At 73.2% G+C, this 18,851-nt stretch carries 16 protein-coding genes and 1 pseudogene; 7 read left to right on the top strand and 10 right to left on the bottom strand.

Annotated features, from left to right (window positions below):
- The first annotated feature begins 89 nt into the window (after nucleotides 1–89).
- Complete coding sequence (locus tag ACFQUZ_RS16560; RefSeq protein ID WP_377443017.1) at nucleotides 90–656, top strand: RNA polymerase sigma factor; 567 nt, start codon at nucleotides 90–92, stop codon at nucleotides 654–656.
- On the top strand, nucleotides 653–1,924 hold the full coding sequence (locus ACFQUZ_RS16555) for a hypothetical protein (RefSeq protein ID WP_377443015.1): 1,272 nt from the start codon (nucleotides 653–655) through the stop codon (nucleotides 1,922–1,924). The genes ACFQUZ_RS16560 and ACFQUZ_RS16555 overlap by 4 nt, the downstream gene beginning before the upstream one ends.
- 306 nt (nucleotides 1,925–2,230) lie before the next feature.
- On the opposite strand, the gene ACFQUZ_RS16550 is transcribed toward ACFQUZ_RS16555, so the two are convergent.
- Nucleotides 2,231–5,122 (bottom strand): AAA family ATPase, encoded by a 2,892-nt coding sequence (locus ACFQUZ_RS16550; protein ID WP_377443013.1) that lies wholly within the window; start codon nucleotides 5,120–5,122, stop codon nucleotides 2,231–2,233.
- Nucleotides 5,123–5,336: 214 nt separating this feature from the next.
- Between ACFQUZ_RS16550 and ACFQUZ_RS16545 the strand changes: the two genes are divergently transcribed.
- Genes ACFQUZ_RS16545 through ACFQUZ_RS16535 form a run of 3 tightly spaced genes read left to right on the top strand, consistent with a single transcriptional unit; the run spans nucleotide 5,337 to nucleotide 8,973 of the window.
- Nucleotides 5,337–6,779: an MFS transporter gene (locus ACFQUZ_RS16545; RefSeq protein WP_377443011.1), complete on the top strand. Its 1,443-nt coding sequence runs from the start codon at nucleotides 5,337–5,339 to the stop codon at nucleotides 6,777–6,779.
- Between the two features lie 26 nt (nucleotides 6,780–6,805).
- Nucleotides 6,806–7,453, top strand: a complete 648-nt coding sequence (locus tag ACFQUZ_RS16540; protein WP_377443010.1) for a hypothetical protein — start codon at nucleotides 6,806–6,808, stop codon at nucleotides 7,451–7,453.
- On the top strand, nucleotides 7,453–8,973 hold the full coding sequence (locus tag ACFQUZ_RS16535; RefSeq protein WP_377443008.1) for a multicopper oxidase family protein: 1,521 nt from the start codon (nucleotides 7,453–7,455) through the stop codon (nucleotides 8,971–8,973). The genes ACFQUZ_RS16540 and ACFQUZ_RS16535 overlap by 1 nt, the downstream gene beginning before the upstream one ends.
- A 25-nt stretch (nucleotides 8,974–8,998) precedes the next feature.
- Here ACFQUZ_RS16535 and smpB read toward each other — a convergent pair.
- Both smpB and ACFQUZ_RS16525 read right to left on the bottom strand, forming a co-directional pair.
- Nucleotides 8,999–9,484: pseudogene (gene smpB, locus ACFQUZ_RS16530) on the bottom strand (SsrA-binding protein SmpB); the annotation flags it as partial.
- A gap of 39 nt (nucleotides 9,485–9,523) precedes the next feature.
- Entirely contained in the window at nucleotides 9,524–10,420 is an 897-nt protein-coding gene (locus ACFQUZ_RS16525; RefSeq protein ID WP_377443006.1) for an RDD family protein, read from the bottom strand.
- Nucleotides 10,421–10,509: 89 nt separating this feature from the next.
- On the opposite strand from ACFQUZ_RS16525, the gene ACFQUZ_RS16520 reads away from it, so the two are divergent.
- Entirely contained in the window at nucleotides 10,510–11,511 is a 1,002-nt protein-coding gene (locus ACFQUZ_RS16520; protein ID WP_377443004.1) for a stage II sporulation protein M, read from the top strand.
- An 11-nt stretch (nucleotides 11,512–11,522) separates the two neighbouring features.
- On the opposite strand, the gene ACFQUZ_RS16515 is transcribed toward ACFQUZ_RS16520, so the two are convergent.
- From ACFQUZ_RS16515 to ACFQUZ_RS16490, 6 genes are all read right to left on the bottom strand, one after another.
- Nucleotides 11,523–12,890: a DUF58 domain-containing protein gene (locus tag ACFQUZ_RS16515; protein ID WP_377443002.1), complete on the bottom strand. Its 1,368-nt coding sequence runs from the start codon at nucleotides 12,888–12,890 to the stop codon at nucleotides 11,523–11,525.
- A gap of 10 nt (nucleotides 12,891–12,900) precedes the next feature.
- Nucleotides 12,901–13,821, bottom strand: a complete 921-nt coding sequence (locus tag ACFQUZ_RS16510) for an AAA family ATPase (protein WP_377443074.1) — start codon at nucleotides 13,819–13,821, stop codon at nucleotides 12,901–12,903.
- 116 nt (nucleotides 13,822–13,937) lie between these two features.
- Nucleotides 13,938–15,227 (bottom strand): DUF4350 domain-containing protein, encoded by a 1,290-nt coding sequence (locus ACFQUZ_RS16505; RefSeq protein WP_377443000.1) that lies wholly within the window; start codon nucleotides 15,225–15,227, stop codon nucleotides 13,938–13,940.
- On the bottom strand, nucleotides 15,224–15,871 hold the full coding sequence (locus ACFQUZ_RS16500) for a DUF4129 domain-containing protein (protein WP_377442998.1): 648 nt from the start codon (nucleotides 15,869–15,871) through the stop codon (nucleotides 15,224–15,226). The genes ACFQUZ_RS16505 and ACFQUZ_RS16500 overlap by 4 nt, the downstream gene beginning before the upstream one ends.
- Nucleotides 15,868–16,653 (bottom strand): hypothetical protein, encoded by a 786-nt coding sequence (locus tag ACFQUZ_RS16495; RefSeq protein ID WP_377442996.1) that lies wholly within the window; start codon nucleotides 16,651–16,653, stop codon nucleotides 15,868–15,870. The genes ACFQUZ_RS16500 and ACFQUZ_RS16495 overlap by 4 nt, the downstream gene beginning before the upstream one ends.
- A 158-nt stretch (nucleotides 16,654–16,811) precedes the next feature.
- Nucleotides 16,812–17,363, bottom strand: coding sequence for an Lrp/AsnC family transcriptional regulator (locus ACFQUZ_RS16490; RefSeq protein WP_377442994.1), 552 nt, complete (start codon nucleotides 17,361–17,363; stop codon nucleotides 16,812–16,814).
- Between the two features lie 35 nt (nucleotides 17,364–17,398).
- On the opposite strand from ACFQUZ_RS16490, the gene ACFQUZ_RS16485 reads away from it, so the two are divergent.
- Nucleotides 17,399–18,037, top strand: coding sequence for a LysE family translocator (locus ACFQUZ_RS16485; protein ID WP_377442992.1), 639 nt, complete (start codon nucleotides 17,399–17,401; stop codon nucleotides 18,035–18,037).
- A gap of 112 nt (nucleotides 18,038–18,149) precedes the next feature.
- On the opposite strand, the gene ACFQUZ_RS16480 is transcribed toward ACFQUZ_RS16485, so the two are convergent.
- The gene (locus tag ACFQUZ_RS16480) at nucleotides 18,150–18,764 is read right to left on the bottom strand and encodes a hypothetical protein (RefSeq protein WP_377442990.1); all 615 of its coding nucleotides are present in this window, start codon (nucleotides 18,762–18,764) and stop codon (nucleotides 18,150–18,152) included.
- Nucleotides 18,765–18,851 lie beyond the last annotated feature (87 nt).

Below are 18,851 nucleotides of genomic sequence, written 5' to 3'. Positions count from 1 at the left end.
GCACCCGCCGCCCGGCTGAGCGGAAATCGTTCGACCGGGCGTGCAACCGATCCACCTCCCGACGCGCACCCTTGTGCGGGAGGAACCGAATGCCACGTGACGAGGCCGGGGACCGGCGCCAGTTCAGCGAGTACGTCGCCGCCCGGCGGGACATTGTCCGCCGGGCGGCGTACCTGATGTGCGGGGACTGGCACTGGGCCGACGACCTGACCCAGTCGGCGTTCATCCGGCTGGCCGCGTCCTGGCACCGGGTGCGGGACCCGCAGGCGCTGGACGCCTACGTGCGGACCTGCCTGGTCCGGGCGTACCTCGCGGAGACCCGCCGGGTGTGGCGGCGGCGAGAACGGTCGTACGCCGATCCGCCGGACACCGACGACGGGCAGGACAGCGCCGAGGCCGTCACCCGCCGACTCGCCTTCGCCCGGGCCCTCGCCCACCTGCCGCCACGCCAGCGGGTGACCCTGATCTGCCGGTTCTACCAGGGACTGGACGTGGCGGAGACGGCGGCGACACTGCGTTGCTCGGAGGGCACCGTGAAGAGCCAGACGGCCCGGGGACTGGCCGCACTCAAGCGGGTGTTGGGCGAACTCGACGTCATCCGGCCGGAACTGGCCCGCACGACATCGGCGGCCGCCTGCGCTGGGGAGGCGTCATGACGCAGCTACGGGACCTCCTCGAGGACCTGGTACGGGAGCCGGGACCGGTTCACGGGGTGGAGGCCGAGGACCTGTACGCGGCCGGTCGCCGCCGGCATCGGCACCAGCGGACCGTGACAGCGGCGGTCGCGGTTGCCGTCACGGTCGCCGTGACCGCCACCGCGGCGGCGCGGTGGGACGGCGGCCGGAACCCCGAGAACCCGGCACCGCCGGCCGGCGACGCCACCGTGTCACCGGACATCCCGGTCGGTCCCCGTGAGGACCTGCAGGGCATCATCGGCGTCGACGGCACCCGCCTGTACGGGTGGCGGCTGCACTGCCCCGCGCCCCCCTGTGACAAGCGGTGGATGCGGGTCGTCGGCTCCGATGACGGGGGACGGACCTGGACCGAACGGGGGCGCCCCGCCCCGGTCGCCAGGCTCGCGGTCCTCGACCGGGACACCCTGCTCGCCGCCCCGGCCGACGCGGATTCCCACACCTCCCTGCTGACGAGCGTCGACGGGGGACGGTCATGGGAACCGGTGCCGGTCCGGCCGGCGGTACGGGAGGTGCCGGCCGGAGCCGCGGTGACGTGCCTGGCGAACACCGGCACCGGCACCGGCACCTGCCGCCTGGCAGCCGTCGGTCCGGCCGCGGGCGGGCTGGCCGCACTGGCCACGGCACCTCCGCTGAAGCTGACCACGAACGGGCTGGCCGTGTCCTTCCCGGACGCCGAGGACGGCTTCCTGCGGGTCAGTGGTGCCGACCCGGGGTCGGGCCGGCCGGCGGTGGCGGTCAGCGCCGACCGGGGCCGCACCTGGTCCACCCGCGTCTTCACCGAACCGGCCGACTGCCTGCCCGGCGGGTGCGACTGGCGGTCGATGGCCACCGGCAGCGGCTCGACCGGCTACCTCGTCATCGATACCCTGGCGCGCCAGCGGCCAGTCGTCTACCGCGCCGAACCCGGCGACAACTGGCGACGGCTGGACACCGACGCCATCCCGCTCGGCGAGTCCGGTGGCGCCGATCCCGGTTGGATGACCGCTGAGGGAAGGCATGTCTGGTGCGAGCAGGCCCCGGTGCCGGCTGGCGACGGCGACGGGTGCCGGTTCTGGGCCGTCGGCCCCGGCGAACGGCGGTACCGGCAGGCGTCACCGCCGGGGTTGCCGGGCCGGGCCAATCCCGTGCGTCGGGGAGTCGACGGCTCGTACCACACCACCGACCGGCGGACCGGTCTGTCGTACACGTCCGCTGACGGCTGGACCTGGACCCCGGCACCGGCCCGGTAATCGCTACCCGACACCAACGAAAGGGACCGCCAACCCCGCCAGTTCCTCGCCGAGTCGCTGCTGCTGTCGGCCCTCGGCGAGCTGGTGGCGCCGTGCTTGGCGTCGCGGTCACCGCGCTGTACGCGTACACGCGGGGATGGTCGACCGTGGTCCCGCCCTGGGCGACCGGTGGAGGGCTGGCCGCCACCCTGCTCATCGGCGCGATCGCCGGGCTGTACCCGGCCCTGCGGGCGAGCCGGCTTCCGCCGACCACGGCCCTGGCCGGATCATCATCGGTTTGGGCGGAACGCGACGCGGCCCGGCGCCTCACCGGTCCGGCCCCAACAGGCCCAGCCGGTGCACGGTGGCGGTCGCCTCGCCCCGGCTCGCCACCCCGAGCTTGGCCAGAATGTTGGACACGTGCACGCTCACGGTCTTGCCGCTGATGTAGAGCTGCTCGCCGATCTGCCGGTTGGACCTACCGGCCGCCACCAACCGGAGCACCTCCCACTCGCGGTCGGTGAGCCCGAGCCGGTCCCGGCCGGCCGGTACGCCGGGCGCGGCGGCACCACCGGGCAGCGGGATCCGCCCGGCGCGGGCGAGCAGCCGTAGCTGGCGATCCAGAACCACCGCGTCGAGTCGTTCCGCCCGGTCGACGGCGGCTGCCAGCCACCGGCCGGCGGCGGTCCGGTCACCCGCCGCGATCGCCGTCTCAGCTGCCCGCAGGCCCGCCCAGGCCGCCTCGTACGGTCGTCCGACCGCCTCCCAGCACGTCACGACGTCCGGCCATCGGGCCGTCGTGCCGCCCAGTTCGGCGGCGACCTGGGCGGAGTGGGCACGCCAGAGTGGAGTGTCGGTGGGCAGCGCGGCGGCCGCCTGACTCAGGTCCGCCCCAAGCCCCGCCCCCGCGTCCGGTTCGCCGAGCGTCCTGGCCCGCAGCGCGGCGAGGGCGAGCCCGCGAGCACCGGTGACCAGGAAAGGCCAGGCGTGCGGCGCGGCGCTGCGGTCCCGGATCCGGGGCAACCCGGCGGCGAGGGCCGCGCACGCGTCGGCCGGGCGGTTGTCGGACAGCGCGAACTCGGCGTCCAGCCGCAGCACGAGCAGGAACCATGGCGTCTGCACCGACGGCCCGAGCAGCCGACGGGCCCGGTCCAACCGACCAGCGGCGGTCGCCCTGTCGTCCCGGCGCAGCGCGATGTCGGCGACCAGGGTCAGCAGGCCCGTGACCGCCGGATCCATCGGGTCGGAGTCCAACACCTGCCCGGCCACCCGTAGCGCCTCGTCCCAACGCCCGACGGCGGTCAGCGACTCGGCGTGGTACCAGCTCAGCAACACCCCCAAGGTCTGCTGGACCCCGGCGCTGCCGGCGAGGTCGCGACTGGCGCCGGCTTCCTCGACGGCAGCCTCGGGCCGACCGAGATGGTGCTGGGTCTCCACGATGTTGAGCCGGGCGCGCATCAGGCCCAGCACGTCACCGTGGCGATGCGCCAGGTCGGCCGCCGCGCGCAACGTCGTGAGTCCGTCGTCGTAGCGGCCCAGCCGGGTCAGCGCCCATCCCCGGGTCACCTGCGCGTTGACGCCCTGACCGGCCGCACCCAACTGGTCGGCGAGGCGCGTCGCCTCCTCCGCGATGGCCAACGCGGGTTCCGCCAGGCCGCGCAGGACATAGACCGCGGACACCAGGTCCAGGACCCTGGCCCGGGCGGCGATCGGGCCCGACGGAGCCAACGCCAACGCCTCCTCCGCGGCGGTCAACGCACCGTCCCGCGCCAGTTGCTGGAGGGCCATGCCGCGTAGGGCGAGCAGCAGCGCGGCTCGTTCCGGTTGCGCCACCTGATCGACCTCGGCAAGCCCCCGGTCGATGAGGTCCAGGGCGTGCAACGTCTCCCCGGCCCACATCGCCGCCTCCACCGCCTCCTCGAACAGCCGGTCCCGATCCAGGTTCGCGATCACCGCCGGTTCGGCGGCCGGCCACTGCCGGAGGGCCCGGTCCAGCAGTCGCGCCTGCTCCGCATGGGCGAACAGCCGCCCGGCCGTCCCGGCGGCCCGCAACAACGCCGGCAGTGCCCGGCCGGGATCACCCGCACCGGACCAGTGATGAGCCAGTTCCGCGTCCCGCCGATCGGTCGGAACCAGATAATCGTTCGCGGCGAGGACGGTGGCGTACCGGCGGTGCAGCCGAGCCCGGTCCGCAGGCAGCAGCGTGTCCGCGACCGCCTCCCGGAGCAACTCGTGACGGAAGGCATAACCGTCGCCCTCCGCCGACAGCACCCGCCCACCGGTGGCGAGTCGCAGCGCCGCGAGTAGATCAGCCTCGGCGAGCCCCGTGGTGGCCAGCAACGCGCCGTGGGAGACCCAGCGGCCACCCACCGCGGTCACCTCGACCACCTTCCGGGCCGCGGGGGGCAGCCGTTCGACCGGCTCGAGCAGGAGATCCCGCAACGAGTCCGGAACGGCCGTCGGCCCGACCGCCCGGGCCAGTTCCTCGACGAAGAGCGGGACGCCGCCCGAGCGGCGATGGATCTCGTCCATCCGGGGGCCGGTGATCGAAGTGTCGAGCAGCGACCCCACCAACTCGGCGGTCTCCGCCCGGGAGAAGGGAGCGAGCTCGACCCGGTCCACCCAGGGCAACCGCTCCAGCTGGGCGAGCAGCGGCCGCAACGGACCGCCCCGGTCCAGCCGATCCTGGCGGTACGCCCCGAGCAGCAGCACCCTGCCGGTACGCAGCGTCCGCGACAGGAAGTCGAGAAGCTCGCGGGTGGACCGGTCCGCCCACTGGAGGTCGTCGATCAGCAGCAGCACCGGCCGCCGCTCGGCCAACCGGCGCAGCAGGGCGGCGAACAGCTCGAACAGCCGTGCCTGTGTCCCCGGACCGGGACTTGTCGCGCCGGCCTCGGGCAGCAGGGCGACCAGTTCGTCGCCCCCGGTGAGCAGGCCCGTGACCCCGTCGACACCAAGCTGCCGGACCAGCAGGCGCAGCGCGGCCGTCACCGGGGCCAGCGGCAGCCCCTCGTCGCCCAACGCCACACAGGCGGTGCCCAGCACCCACGTTCCGCCGTCCGCCATCCGGGCGGCGAAATGGCCGATCAGCCGGGTCTTGCCGATGCCCGCCTCGCCGCCGACCACCACGACGCGCGGTTCGCCCGTGGCTGCCGCTGCCGCCGCCGCGTCCAGCAGCGCCAGCGGCTCCCGGCGCCCCACCAGGGGATCGGCTGTCACGGGGCCACATTACGCACTCGGGGGACCTGCCCTCCTCAGGGGAAACCCGTGGTTGTCCAACCAGGGATCCGGATCGCCTTCCTCGGGCGGGGTGACCCCGGATCTGAGGTGGCGGATAGGGCATCGGCCGGAGGCGGCGGAGGCGTTCTTAGCCGCACTGTGGGCGGGTGGCCGGCCGTTGCCGGTCGTTCGCCGTCGACACAGGAAGTAGTCCATGTCCATCTCCCCATCGATCCAACGCTCGCGACCCGAGGCCGATCCACGACGGTGGCCAGCTCTCGCCGTGGTCCTGCTCGCGGTCTTCATGGACCTAGTCGACATCACGATCGTCGTGGTGTCGGCGCCCACCATCCAGGCCGACCTGGGGGCCAGCCTCGCCCAGATCCAATGGGTCATGGCGGCGTACTCCCTCGCGCTGGGTCTGCTGCTGATCACCGGCGGACGGCTGGGCGACATCGTCGGCCGCAAACGGGTGTTCCTCGCCGGCGTGGCCCTGTTCACCCTGGCGTCGGCGGCCTGCGGGTTGGCGCCCACCGTCGAGATCCTGATCGTCGCCCGCACCGTGCAGGGGGCGGCCGCGGCGATGATGGTGCCGCAGGTGCTCAGCACCATTCAGGTCGGCTTCCCGCCGGCCGAGCGACCCAAGGCGTTCGGCCTGTACGGGGCGGTCAACGGCATCGCCGCCGCGGCGGCTCCCATCGTCGGTGGCCTGCTCGTCGGGAACAACGTCTTCGGTCTGGAATGGCGGTCGATCTTCTGGATCAACGTTCCGATCGGACTGGTCGCGCTGCTCGGTGCGGCCACGCTCCTGCGGGAGTCCCGGTCGGAACACCGGTCGCGGCTCGACGTGGCCGGCGTATTCCTGGTGACCGTGGCCCTGCTGGCGTTGCTGCTCCCGCTCATCCAGGGCGAGGAGTGGGGTTGGCCGTGGTGGGGCTGGGCGGCCATGGTCGGTGCCGGTGTCGTCCTCGTTGCGTTCGGCCGGCACCAGGCCCGGCGGGAACGCGGTGGCTCGGCGCTCGTGCCGGTGTCACTGTTCCGTCAGCGGTCCTTCCTCGCCGGCCTGCTGGCCGCCCTGGTGATGTTCTCGTCGATCGCGGCCTTCTTCCTGGTCCTCACGGTCCAGCTGCAGGGTGGACACGGTTTCTCCCCGCTGCGCACCGGTCTGACCTTCCTGGCCTGGCCGGTCGGCCTCGGGGTGACCGCCAACATCGCCGTACGGGGGGCGGAACGGGCCGGGCGGACGCTGATCACCGTCGGGGCGGTGCTGCTCGCCGTCGCGATGCTCGTCGTCATGGCCACCATCCGGTTCACCGGACCGGACCTGACCACCTGGCACCTGGTTCCCGGGCTGCTGCTCGGCGGCGCCGGTTTCGGCCTCGTCGCGCCCATCCTCGTCGACATGGTGCTCGCCGCGGTGCCGGTGGACGCGGCCGGCGCCGCCTCGGGGGTGGTCAACACCACGATCCAGGTCTCCACCGCCGCCGGCATCGCCATCATCGGTGCCCTGTTCGCCGCGGCTCTGGGCGACGGCGGGCAGTTCGACCACGCCGCGCAGCGGGCGCTCTGGTATCCGGTGGCCGCCTTCACCGTCGGCGCGTTGCTCAGCCGGGCGTTACCGGCGCGCGCCCGGCCCGAGGCCGGAACGCACGCGTGACACGTCCCGAGTATCGAGAGGATCCCATGGAAACCGGCAGCACCCGACAGGGCGTCCGAACCGCCGAGGTGAACGTCCAGATGGTCCGCGGCGCGATGCCACCCGCCCGGCTCAGCTTCGACAGCGGAGCGGCGTACGTCGAGGTCCGCTCCGCTGGCCCCGACAGCGAGGAGTTGCTGGCCGCCCGGTTCAGCGAACCCGTGCCGCTGACCTGGACCGCCCAGCACAACGTGCACGTCGAGTATCCCCTGACCTTCCGGCTGCGCCGCCGGTCCGGTCCCAACCTGGTCCGACTCAACCCGACGGTGCCCTGGGCGCTCGACGTGCACGGCGGTGCGGCCCACCTGGACGCCGACCTCACCGGCATCGACCTGCACTCGGTGGCGTGCCACTCCGGCGCGGCGCACGTCCGGTTCGCGCTCGGGGCCCCGGCCGGCGCGCGGACCCTGCGTTTCGCGTCGGTCAAGACGCTGGTGGTCGAGCGCCCGGCCGGAGTGCCGGTCCGGCTCGAGATCGCCAAGGGCGCGGTCAACGTGGTCCTGGACCAGCGGTCGTTCGGCGCCGTCGGTGGTGGCCTCGCCGACCAGACCGACGGCTACCGACCCGATGGGCCCGGCTACCGGATCGTGGTGTCCGGTGGGGCGGACACCGTGACCGTCCGGGAGGGCCGTTGATGTCTCGCCGGATCAACCGCCGCCGGCTGCTGACGGCCGGCCTGCTGACCGTGCCATCCGTCGCGGCGGCCGCCGCCGGTGGCCTGAGTTGGGTGTACGCGACGGCCGACGTCGACACCGCCGGGCGGCTGCGGTTCACCAACCGGCTCGCCGTACCGCCGCTGGCACCGTCGACAGTCGACGGCTCCGGCCGGCGGGTGTTCGAGTTGCGGGCCGCGCCCGGCAGGTCCGCCCTGCGGGCCGGTCCGCCGACCCGGACCTGGGGCGTCAACGGGCCACTGCTCGGCCCGACACTACGGGCCAACCGCGGGGAGACCGTGCTGGTGAGGGTGCGCAACGACCTGCCCGAGGCGACCTCCCTGCACTGGCACGGCATGCACCTGCCGGCGCGGATGGACGGCGGACCGCACCAGACGGTGCCGGCCGGTGGTGAGTGGTCGCCCAGTTGGCGCATCGACCAACCGGCCGCGACGCTGTGGTACCACCCGCACCCGCACGAACAGACCGCCCGGCACACCTACCGCGGCATCGCCGGGATGTTCGTCATCGACGACCCGGCCGGCCCGCCGGCCGGTCTACCACACCGGTACGGCGTGGACGATGTCCCGGTCATTATCCAGGACAAGAAGTTCACCGACGGCAACCAGTTTGACGAGTCGGCGCACCCGATGAGCGGGGTCGGTGTCGTCGGCGACACGGTCCTGGTCAACGGCACCGTGACGCCGTACCTTCCGGTGACCACCGAACGGATCCGGTTGCGGCTGCTGAACGGCTCCGCCGCTCGCGCGTACCGGCTCGGGCTGGCCGACGACCGGCCGTTCGCCCTGGTCGGGACCGACGGCGGCCTGCTGGCCGGGCCACACCAGACCAACCGGATCCAGCTCACCCCGGGGGAGCGGGCGGAAATCGTGGTCGACCTGCGGCCGGGCGAACGGGTGGTGCTGCGCAGCCATCCACCGGAGCTGGGGCTGATCTTCTGGGACGGTCGCTTCTCCGGCGCCCACGACACCCTCGACATCCTGGAGTTGCGGGCCGCCGACCGGCTCGAACCGTCGCCCGCGCTGCCGTCCCGGCTGGCCGCGCCGCCGGACCTCAGCTCGGTCCCGCCGGCGGCGACCCGACGGTTCGAAATGTCCGGCTTCAAGATCAATGGCTTGTCGATGGACATGAACCGGATCGACTTCGCCGCGACCCGGGACACCGTCGAGGTGTGGGAGGTCGTCGCGCTCGACGACCAACTGCACAACTTCCACGTCCACGACACCCAGTTCCAGGTGCTGTCGGTGAACGGCGCGCCACCCGGCCCGGAGCTGAGCGGTTGGAAGGACACGGTGCACACACCGCAGAACGTGACCCTGCGGCTGGCCATGCGGTTCCGGGACCACACCGACCGGAACATGCCCTACATGTTCCACTGCCACGTTCTCTACCACGAGGACCAGGGACTCATGGGGCAGTTCGTGGTGGTCGAGCCGGGCCAGACGGCCGGCCGGCCATCGGCGGACCACCAGCACGGGTAACCGCCGGCGACCTCCTCGACGTCGGTCAGCTGGGCCGACCGGTTCGGCCCTTGAGCCGCCGGCCCAGCTCCCGGGCGATCTCCCGGTGCGCGTCCCGCTCGGCCATGGCCTGCCGCTTGTCGTACGACCGGCGACCCCGGGCCAGCCCCAGCTCGACCTTCGCCCAGCCGTTCGCGAAGTACATGCTCAGCGGCACCAGGGTCAATCCCGAGCCCTCCCGCAGCTTTGTCAGGATCCGGTCGATCTCCACCCGACGCAGCAGCAGTTTCCGGGTCCGGCGGGGCTGGTGGTTGGTCCACGAACCGAACCCGTACTCGGCGATGTGCAACCCGTGCAGCATGAGCTCGCCATCGTGTTCCTGGGCGAAGGCGTCCACAAGCGAGACCCGACCGGCGCGCAGCGACTTGACCTCGGTGCCGGCGAGGACGATCCCGGCCTCGTACGTCCTGAGGATCGTGTAGTCGTGCCGTGCCTTCCGGTTCGAGGCGATCACGACGCGATCCGGTTCCCTGGCCGCGACGACCTCCCTGCGTTGTGCCGTTCCGTCAGCCTACCGGCCACCGGTCCGGCCCCGGATCGCCAGCAGGCGGCGCGCCGCCCGGTGGTGCCGTTCGGCGTGCACCGCGGCCAGGTAGACGGCCGGGTGAACGTTGGCGGGCGGCGCCGGGCGGGTGACGGCCGCGACCTCCGCCATCAGCTGGTTGGCCAACCGGGTGCGGGCCGGTTCACGCAGCCCGGTGGCCCGGTGCAGGAAGTGCCGCACGGTCAACGCCAGATCGTCATCCAGTCCGGCCAGGTCAAGGGTGGCGGCCCAGCCGGCGAGTGCCGGCGGCATCATCGGATACCGTCCCCACCGTCCGACGCCGCGCTCGTGGATCACGAGGGTGCCGGCGGCGAAGTCACCCAACCGCTTGGCCTGCCGGTTGACCGCCATCGTCCAGAGGCTGACCAACCAGGTCAGCGGCGGCAGCACCAGGCCGGGCCACTCGACCGCCGCGCTGACCAGCCCGCGCGTCGCCGCCTGGCGGAACCGGATCGGCCCGCCGTCGTCCCGCACCACCCGCAGCCCGACCGCCAACTTCCCGACCGTCCGGCCACCGGCCAGCGCCTCCATCGTCACCGGGTAGCCGACCACCACCACCGCCACGACCAGGATCATGACGCCGCCGTAGACCTCATCGTCGAGAACGATGAGGCCGGTGGTGGACAGCGCCCCCAGCACGATCGGCACGACGCTGGCGAGCGCGACGAACAGCACCACCTGGACCACCAGGTCGAGCACGCGGGCCAGCATCCGGGAACCGAGCTGAGCCACCGGCAGGTCCAGGCTGACCGCCTCTCCGGTGACGAACCGGACCGTGCCGCCGGCCCCGTCGGGCGCCGGGGCGTCGGGCGATGCGGGCGCCGGGGCACCAGTGGCCGGCGCGGTGGGGGCGTCGAGGGTCACCGGCACAGTCTGACCGACCGGTACGCTGCGCGGGGGTCGGGCCCGACCCCGGCCACCACCGGCACCCGCCGTCGACACCGGGAGACCTCGTGGACGTGGACGCGTTCGCCGCCGAGCACGGCCCGGAATGGCACCGGCTGCGGACACTGCTCGGCCGCCCCCGCCGCAAGCTCAGCGCGGCCGAGGTCGACGAGTTGGTCACGCTCTACCGTCGAGCGGCCACCCACCTGTCCATCGTGCAGAGCCGGTCACCCGACCCGGACCTCACCACCATGCTCACCCGGCTGGTGTTGACCGCCCGGGCGGCCGTCACTCCGTCCCCCGGTTTCCGCTGGGCCGTGGTGGGGCGCTTCTTCACCACCGCGTTCCCGCTCGAGGTGTACCGGGCCGGGCGTTGGTGCCTCGGCACCGGGTTGGGCTTCGTCGCGCTCAGCACCCTGCTCATCCTGATCGTCGCCGGGGACCCTGAGGTACCGCTGCGGTTCCTGACCCAGGAGGAGATCACCGCGCTGGTGGAGCGCGACTTCGAGGACTACTACCGCAGCGCCCCGGCGCAGAACTTCGGCTTCGCCGTCTGGACGAACAACGCCTGGGTCTCCGCGATCTGCCTCGCGTCAGGGGTGATCGTGCTGCCGGTGCTGTACGTACTCTGGGTGAACGCGGTGAACCTGGGCCTGGTCGGCGGGGTGATGGTCGGCAACGACCGCACCGACCTGTTTCTCGGCCTGCTGCTCGTCCACGGGATGCTGGAACTGACATGCGTGTTCGTGGCCGCCGGGGTGGGGCTGCGGATCGGTTGGTCCTGGATCGCCCCGGGCCCGCTGCGCAGCCGGGGCCAGGCCGTCGCCGCCGCGGGGCGCTCCGGGCTGGTCGTCGCCCTCGGACTGGTCCCCGTGCTGCTGGTCAGCGGCATCGTCGAGGCGTTCGTCACCCCGTCGGTCCTGCCGCCGGTGGTGAAACTGACGATCGGCGCGGTGGCCTGGCTCGCCTTCCTCGGGTATGTGGCCGTGGTGGGGGGCCGGGCTCGCCGGCTCGGCGAGAGCGCGGACGTCGACGCCCCCGACCGGGAGGCCGTCGCCCCGACCGTGTGACAACACGGGTGCTACAGGCGACCGGTGGCCTTGAGGTCGAGATACCGGTCGGCCACCGCCGACGCGAAGGTGTCCACCGGCGCCTCGACCACGTGCACGCCGTGCCCGGTGAGGGCCCGCCGCAGCCGGTCCACCTCCTCCAGGGTGCGGACCGCCGCGGCGGCGGTGTAGAGCCGCGACACGTCGCCCCGCCGCGCGGCGAGCACCGGCACCGCCGGATCGCTGACGGACGCCACCAGCACGGTGTGCTTCGCGACCAGCTGCGCCAACACCGGCAGCAGGCCCTCACCCAGGGCACCCGGATCGAGTGTGGTGAAGACGACCACGAGGGCGCGTTTACGCTCGGTGCGCAGCACCTCGGCCGCCACCCGACCGAAGTCGGTCTCCACGAGGGACGGCTGGAGCGCGGCGAGGGCCCGGGTCAGCCGGGACAGCGCGGACCGCTTGTGCGTACCGGCGACCGTCGTGCGTACCTGGCTGTCCACGGCGAGCAGGTCCACCCGGTCGTCGGCGTGCGACGCCAACACGGCCAGCAGCAGCGCCGCGTCGATCGCCGCGTCCAGCCTGGGCTCGCCGGGCGGGTCGGGTCGATCGTCGGTGGGCTCCGTGGCGACCCGCCCGGCGCTGGTCCGTCCGGTGTCCACCACGCAGAGGATCCGCCGGTCCCGCTCGGGTCGCCAGGTCCGCACCACGACGTGTCCGCTGCGCGCCGTGCCGCGCCAGTCGATGGAGCGGACGTCGTCCCCGACGACGTACTCGCGCAACGAGTCGAACTCGGTGCCCTGACCGCGACCCCGGATCACCGTCTGACCGTCGATGATCCGCAACCGGGACAGCTTCTCCGGCAGGAACCTGCGCGCGGTGAAGGGCGGCAGCGCGGTAAGCGTCCACGGCGGCGTGCCGGCCGTCGCGCGCCGCCGCGACGTCTGCCGGAAGGCCAGCCCCAGCGGGCCGTACGAGCGGATCGTCACCCGCACCGCCGGCCGGTCGCCGCGGCGGGTGGGGGTGAGCCGGGCGACGAGGTCCGCCGACTCCCCGGGGTCCAGGTCGACCACGTGCGCGTACGGCTCACCGGCGCCGGCCGACGGCACCCAGGCGTCCCGGACGAGTCCGCGCAGCGTGCGCAGCGACGCGTTGGTGACGGTCAACGTCACCTCGGCCGTGTCGCCGACCCGCACCTGCCGGTCGCCCGACCGGACCAACCGCACCTCGCCGGCCGGCGCCGCGACCAACCAGTCCAATCCGGTGAGCAGCGCGACGACCACAGCCGCGCCCGCCATGCCCCACCACAGGCCCGGACGCTCGGACAGCGCACCGCCAACCGTCGTCCCGGCCGCGCCGAGCAGTCCGAACAGCGCCGGCACCCGCCAGGTCAGCATCGTCGCTCGGTCATCGCGGTGCCGGCACCGTGCGCAGCAGGCCGTCCAGGACGGCGTCGGCGGTGGCGCCCTCCAGCAGCGCGTCGTGGCGCACCCGGATCCGGTGTCGCAGAGCGGCCCGGGCCACCCCCTTGACGTCGTCCGGCGTGACGTAGCCCCGGCCGCCCAGCCAGGCGGCCGCCTTGGCCGCGTTGAGCAGCGCGGTCGCGCCGCGCGGCGAGGCACCCAGCTCCAGCGACGGCGCCGAGCGGGTGGCCCGGCACAGGTCCACCATGTACGCCAGCACCACATCCGCCACCTGTACCCGACGCACCGCGTGACGCGCCGCGGCCAGGTCGTCCCTGGTGGCCACCGGCCGTACGCCGGCAGCGGCCAGGTCGCGCGGATCGAACCCGTGGTGGTGCGCCCGCAGCACCCCGAACTCCTCGTCCCGGTTCGGCAGCGGCACGGCCAGCTTGAACAGGAACCGGTCGAGCTGCGCCTCGGGCAGCGGATAGGTGCCCTCGTACTCGACCGGGTTCTGCGTCGCCGCCACCAGGAACGGCTCGGGCAGCGGGCGGGCGCTGCCCTCGACGGACACCTGGCGTTCCTCCATCGCCTCCAGCAACGCGGCCTGGGTCTTCGGCGGCGTCCGGTTGATCTCGTCGGCGAGCAGCAGGTTCGTGAAGACGGGTCCCTCCCGGAACTCGAAGCCCGCGGTGCGGGCGTTGAACACCAGCGACCCGGTCACGTCGCCCGGCATCAGGTCGGGCGTGAACTGCAACCGCTTCGACTCCAGCGACAACGCCGCCGCGAGCGTGCGCACCAGCAGCGTCTTGGCCACCCCCGGCACGCCTTCGAGCAGCACGTGACCCTGGCACAGCAACGCGATGAGCAGCCCGGTGACCGTGCCCTCCTGACCCACCACCGCCTTGCCGACCTCGGCCCGCAACCGGCCGAGCGCCTGATGCGCGGCCGCCTCGCCACCGGTGCCGGCCGCCTCGCCGTCCGCGGCGGTGCCACCGACCGGCGACGACGGGGCGGGCGGGGACGGACTTGTGGTCTCTGTCACGGCACTCCTCCAGGGGAACTGTCGGGCGGCCGGGGCGCGGTCCGCAGGACGGTGTCGGCCAGGGTGTCCAGCCGGGCCACCGCGACCACGAGGTCGTCGTCGGTGACCGGCGCTGGCGGATACAGGATCGCCTGAACGTCGGCGGGCGGCAGGCCGCACCGGGCCGCGAGCCGGGAGACGAGCGCGGTCGGGTCGCGGTCGGCGAACGCGGCGGCGTCGGTGCCGGGCGGCACCGGACCCAGGACCGGCGCGAGCCGCCGCAGTGCGGCACTGCGCAACGCGTGCAACGCCGCGGTCCGGACCGACGCGCGGCGGTAGAGCCGTCCGCGACCGGTCACGATCTCGGTCGCTGGCACCAGCACCGGAAGCGGCTCCGCCACCGGGGGGCCGAGCCGACGGGCCCGCGCCACCGCGACCAGCACCCCGACGGCGCCGATCAGCAGCAGCCCGGCCCACAACGCCGGGGGGAACGCGGCCCACAGCGTATTGGACCCGTCGGTCCGATCCGGTTGCCGGTAGCGCGGTGCGGATGGCGGCGGTACCTGGAACGACGACCGTTCCTTGCGGTGCACGTCCACCCACACCACCTCGCCGGTGCCGGTCAGCAGGCCGGTGGCGAGGGCCGCGTTGCCCACCTCGCCGATCCGTTCGTTGCGGAACGGGTCCGTTGAGCCGACCGCGATCAGCTCGGCGTCGCCCGCCGTCACCGCGACCAGTGCGCCGCCGTAACATCGGTAGGACGCCTCGTCGATGGCCGCGTACGACGACCGGAACACCGCCGCCTCGCCGGCCGAAATCGCCACCTCGGCGTCGCAGCCCGGCCGCGCGGTGCGGGTGGCCCAGCGGGACTGGCCGGTCACCATACCGACCAGCAGCGCCGACCGGAACCCCGGCCGGACCAGCACCACGCGGTGCCGACTCCCGGTGAGATCGTGAAGGAAACGCGGGTCGACCAGGTTCGGAGTGGGCACGAACACCGTGGTCGGTGGCGCGCCGGTGACCAGGTCGCGGGCGGCGGCGGAGGTGGTGACCCGACGCACCGTCACGCCCCGCTCGGCGAGCCGGGCGGCGAGCTGGCTGGAGCCGTCCCCGCCGGTGCCGGTGGGGGAGAGGGTTCCGGGCTCGGCGAGGTCGGGTTCCTCCACCGCGTGCACCGTCAGGATCATGATCCACACCAGCGCCAGCAGGCCGAACGGGATGGCCAGGCGCGGCCAGCGCCGTGGCCTCCGCGCTCGCTCCGGCACGACCGTGTCCTGTCGTGCCGTGCGTGCGTCGAGGGTGGTCACTGGCCCACCTCCACCCGCCGCGGGTCGAGAACGCCCCGCACCTGCTCGGCCCAGCCGCGCATGGCCAGATCGTCCGTTGCCGTGGCCGCGCGGTTGCCGTACCAGATATCGGAGAACACACCGGAAGCGGCCCGCAGCGGCGCCGCGACCGCTGGCCGGGACCGTCCGGCCGCCGCCGCCAGTTCCGTGACCGTCCAACCCGGAACCGCCTCGATCACCTGGCGCTCGACGAGGTCCCGGACCATCGCCCGCAGCCGTTCCCGGACCGCCTCCTTGAACCGCCCGGCGGCGGCCAGCTGGTCGGCGGTCAGCGTCAACACGGCGGCCGGAAGGTCGGGCAGCTCGTCCTCGGCCAGCTCCGCCGGTCGCGCGGCAGTGGACCGGCGCCGCCGCCAGGGCCAACGCCACCGGAACCGCAGTCGACCCAGCCGGAACCGCCACCGGCCGCGCCGCCGACCCGGCCGGTCACGGTCGCGGCGTCGCCCGGTGCCACGCGACCGCCGGCTCGGCAACCATGCCGGCCACCAGAACCACAGGGCGGCGGCGATCGCGGTCACCAGGAAGGAGACGATCGCCAGGGTCGGCACGCCGCCGGGGAACACCTCGGCAACCGCCGCGACCAGTTCGTTCCATCGACGCGTCACCGGGGCACCGCCAGCGCGTTGTCACAGGACACCCGGCGGCTCAGCGCCCGCCGCAGACCCAGGTCGAGCCCCTCGGTGCGCATCCGAAGGTCCAGGTGCAGCACCGCGTCCAGGCAGGCCAACGTCGGGTAGGCGAGGGTGTTCACCAGCAGCCAGGCGATCCCGATGGCCAGATGGTCACCCGCGGCGGTGCCGGTGTCGAGGAGCAGGTCGAGGGCCACCCAACCGGCGACCCCGGTGGCCAACCGGATGAACAACCAGGACACGTAGCCCAGCAGCCGGATCCACCCGGCCCGCAGGCCGCGTCGGGTGGACAGCCGCACCGAACGCACAAGTGCCGCGCCGGGACCGAGCCGATCGACGACCAGCGCCGGCATCGCGAGCCCGAGCAGCAGGAACACCGCCGGTCCCGCCACCACGGTGGCGCCGGCGAGCAGGGACAGCACGGTGAGCGTCAACACCACCAGCAGCGCCTTCGGCACCGGCACCGGCCGGGCCGGGGCGGCGGTGCCGAGCAGCGCGCGCGGCGCCGCGGAGGCGGTGACGGCGCCCAGTGCGGCGATGCCGAACGTCTCGGTGCCGAAGCCGACAAGCAGCAGTATCGCGTACCAACCCCACCGGTCCTCACCTGGAAAGACCAGGTATGTCACGTCGGCGAGCTGGCGCAGCGGGAACAGCACGGCCTGCTCGGCCAGGGCCAGCAGGAACCCCACGCCGAGCAACAGCCGGACCCGGGTCCGCAGCAGCGTGGTGGCCGCGTCGAGCAGCTCACCGACGGTCATCGGTCGCAGCGGCAGGGCGCCCGGTGTGACTGAGTGGCGCAAGCGTCCCCCGGTTGAGCAGCAGTCGGCCGCCTATCCTGGCATGCCGGGCGGCCGCGCCGCGACCCCGCGCGGACCGTCGTGCCGCGACGGCCGGGCGATGTGTCGTGACGCAGGTATCACGGCCCCTGGGCGCCCCGCGGGCGCATCGTGAGGTCGGTCGGGTAGGGCCGATCGGTCACGAAGCTCTTCATCACGAGTGTGGAATTCAGACGCTGGACGCCCGGCAGCGTCGACAGGACGTCGTCCTCCAGTTGCGCGTAGGCGTCCAGGTCGGTGGTCCGTACGCGAAGCAGGTAGTCGGGGTCACCGAACAGGCGTTGCGCGAGCAGGACGTTCGGGATGGCGGCGACGGCCGCCTCGAAGCCCAGCAGGGTGGCGCGGTCCTCCTGCCTCATCGTGACGAAGACCAGGGCCTCGAACCCCAGACCCAGCACCTTCGGGTCGACGACCGCCCGGTAGCCCACGATCGCGCCGGAGGCTTCCAGATCCCGGACGCGGCGGTGCGCGGGGGAGACCGTCAGCCCGATGCGCGCCGCCAGATCGGTCAGGCTTAGCCGGCCGTCGACCTGTAGCTCCGCAAGAATCTTCCGGTCTAGCGCATCCATGGCCAGAATCTTTCCACAAGGAGGCCGGTACGGCGCCAAAGAGAGGAACACATTTCGCGACAACGTCGATACGCTTCCTTCCCAATGAAGGGGGCATCGTGGAAATCACCGCCGTCGTCGGATTCGCGGCGATCGCGTTCACCCTGATCGTGGTCCCGGGTCCGGACTGGGCATACGTGCTCGCCGCCGGGGCCCGGGACCACGTGGTGGTCCCCGCCGTGGCCGGTGTCATGGCCGGCTATGCCCTCGTCACCGTTCTTGTCGTTGTCGGTGTCGGCCCACTGGTCGCCACGGTTCCACTGGCCATGACCGCACTCACCCTCGCCGGAGCCGGCTACCTCACGTACCTTGGCGTCCGCGTCCTACGCGGCTCGGGGCGCATCGAACCCGCAGCGGCCACCATCGTGTCGGCATCGTCACCGGGCCGCTACTTCGCCCGCGGCATCGGCGTGAGCGCGCTCAACCCCAAGGGAATCCTGATCTTCCTGTCCATCCTGCCGCAGTTCACCCAGAGCGCCGGCGGCTGGCCACTGCCCGCGCAGTTCGCCGTCCTCGGCGGTGTCTTCATCCTGATCACCGCCCTGTTCTACCTGCCGCTGGGCTGGGCGGCAGATCGCGTGCTCGGCGCTCGTCCACGGGTGGCTCGGATCACCACCAAGATCGCCGGGATCGGCATGATTCTCGTCGGCGCCGCCCTGCTCGTCGAACGGGCCGTGCAGACCGCTACCTACGGCTGAACGCCTCCGCCGACCGGATCGCACGGTGGGGCTCCACCCGACCCGGTGTGACCCGCGGCCGGCTCGGCAACTCACGGCCAGCGGAGCCACACCGGGATCAGCCCACCTCCGGTCAGCGCTGCCGAAAGCGCCGCGCCGTCCCGGCGAGGGCCGCCATCGGCACCGCCCTGCCGGCCATTCCCCGACCGCGGTTCAGCATTCCGCGGAACACCTGGCCGGGCTTCTGCTGCTCTCCGGCGTACGCGGTAATCACCACGAGCGCCCCGGTGAGCACCGGGATGGCCCACTGCAACGCCTTGAGCTGCCGCTGCGCGGACGCCACCTGGTCCGGGGTCTGCTGGTGCGGCTCCGTGGTGCCCTCGGCCGGCACCTCCCCGGAATTCTCCAGTCTCCTGCCGAGCATCCGGCTGTAGCCGGTGACCGCGAGCGCCGCCACGGTGAGACCGGTCTTCACCGTACTCATGGTGCCGACGCCCTTCTGGAAGGCGACGCGGGGCGACTCGACCGCCAACTCCCCGGCGGCCCCGACCAGGTGGGCGCCGATCGCGGCCGCGTTCACCGGGGTCCAGCGGGCCCAGCCGGTCGAGGCGGTCGGCAGCCGGCGACGCGGATCGTCGACGTCGGCGGCGGCGCTGTTGACGCCCACCGCACCCATCAGGGAACCGCCGAACCAGGCAGCGAGGCCCAGATCGTGCATCGAACGCAGGGTGGTGTGCTTTCCGGGCATGACAGGTTCAATCCTTCCGGCAGGCGAGATGTGAACCTTCCCGGCGCGTCGTAGCGTAAACACCCCCCGGCCCAGCATGAGGAGTGT

The organism is Plantactinospora sp. GCM10030261, from assembly GCF_042666615.1.
In the GTDB taxonomy this organism is placed as follows: Bacteria; Actinomycetota; Actinomycetes; order Mycobacteriales; family Micromonosporaceae; genus KBS50.
Note: the sequence above shows the minus strand (reverse complement) of the source record. Positions and strands in the feature narration are given on the sequence as shown.